Below are 1,088 nucleotides of genomic sequence, written 5' to 3' on the forward strand. Positions count from 1 at the left end.
GCCAGCCCTTGCAGTCTTCTCCCTCTTCAGGTTGCTCTGGTCTCCTTTCGCTAGACGAGTTTATCTATCAGGTAAATGCCATAGCGCCCCAAGACATGAGTATGGAGAGGTTCAAAGAGCTTGCGGCGAACCTTAATTTGAGTCAAAAGCTAATCGAGCAATCTATTAGTTTTAAAGAGAGTGACTACCATCGCCGCTTAGTTTGTATGACCCTTTTTGGTGGTATTTTTGTTATTTCTTGGGAGCCGGGTCAGTTTTCACAAATACATACCCACGGAGAGGAAATTAGCATAATCCGTGTCTACAAAGGAACCCTTACCCACCGCTTTTATGATCCAGTGGAGCACTTACAAGGAAAGCAGGGCTACCGAACAAAGGACGAGAAAAAGTTCACAGAAGGTGAGTTAGTCTGCGTTGGGTTTGATCAGACTCACCAACTTGCTAACGAGTCCCAAGAAAGACTGGTTACTGTGCATGTTCGTTTCTTCAAACAAAGACTTATATCCTGTGAACCTGTAGAAAATTGTGAACCGGATACATCTTGTCCTGATTTAGTTGATAGGCGAAAATGATCGGCTTGGCCCTTGCTGATCGCAATTGAGTCTAGCTTTTTGTTATTGGGCAGAGCAGAAACTATTTTTATAGTCTGCCCTATCAACCGTGACAATCGTGACAACATAAGTGATTCCATTTACACCAGTTTGCATGATCAGGAGAAGAATTTAAATGGTCAAACCACAACCAGGTGAAAATTGCTTCTACCAGGGGGGGATGATGAAACAGGAAGAACTTGCCAACCTTTTAGATTCACTATCGATTAAAATAAAAGTTTGGCTGTGCCAATTTAAACTTCAGGGCAAGTATACCCATGAAGACATCAAAAACGATGTCTTTTTACTTGTCCAAAAACTAATCGAATCCGGGAGACTAGAGTTGCATTTAGACGTTGATGGGGTACTTTATATGCTTCTAATTAAGGGTGACTTAAAAGAGCCAATTATTAATCCAAGGGCTTGGTTGCGAAAAGTTGCATTGAATTACATAAGGGCACTGCACCGTGAGCATAAGAGGTTTTTAGATATTACTTC

Annotated in this window: 2 protein-coding genes; both read left to right on the forward strand. The window is 41.7% G+C overall.

Translation table 11 applies throughout. The annotated features are described in order from the left end of the window. The coding region (locus F6K53_RS44870) for a cysteine dioxygenase family protein (protein ID WP_293087550.1) at nucleotides 1-572 on the forward strand (572 nt) is incomplete at its 5' end. A gap of 154 nt (nucleotides 573-726) precedes the next feature. Beyond that, on the forward strand, nucleotides 727-1,088 hold a 362-nt coding region (locus tag F6K53_RS44875), incomplete at its 3' end, for a hypothetical protein (RefSeq protein ID WP_293087552.1).

The sequence above is a fragment of the Moorena sp. SIO4A1 genome, assembly GCF_010672065.1.
Taxonomy (GTDB): domain Bacteria; phylum Cyanobacteriota; class Cyanobacteriia; order Cyanobacteriales; family Coleofasciculaceae; genus Moorena.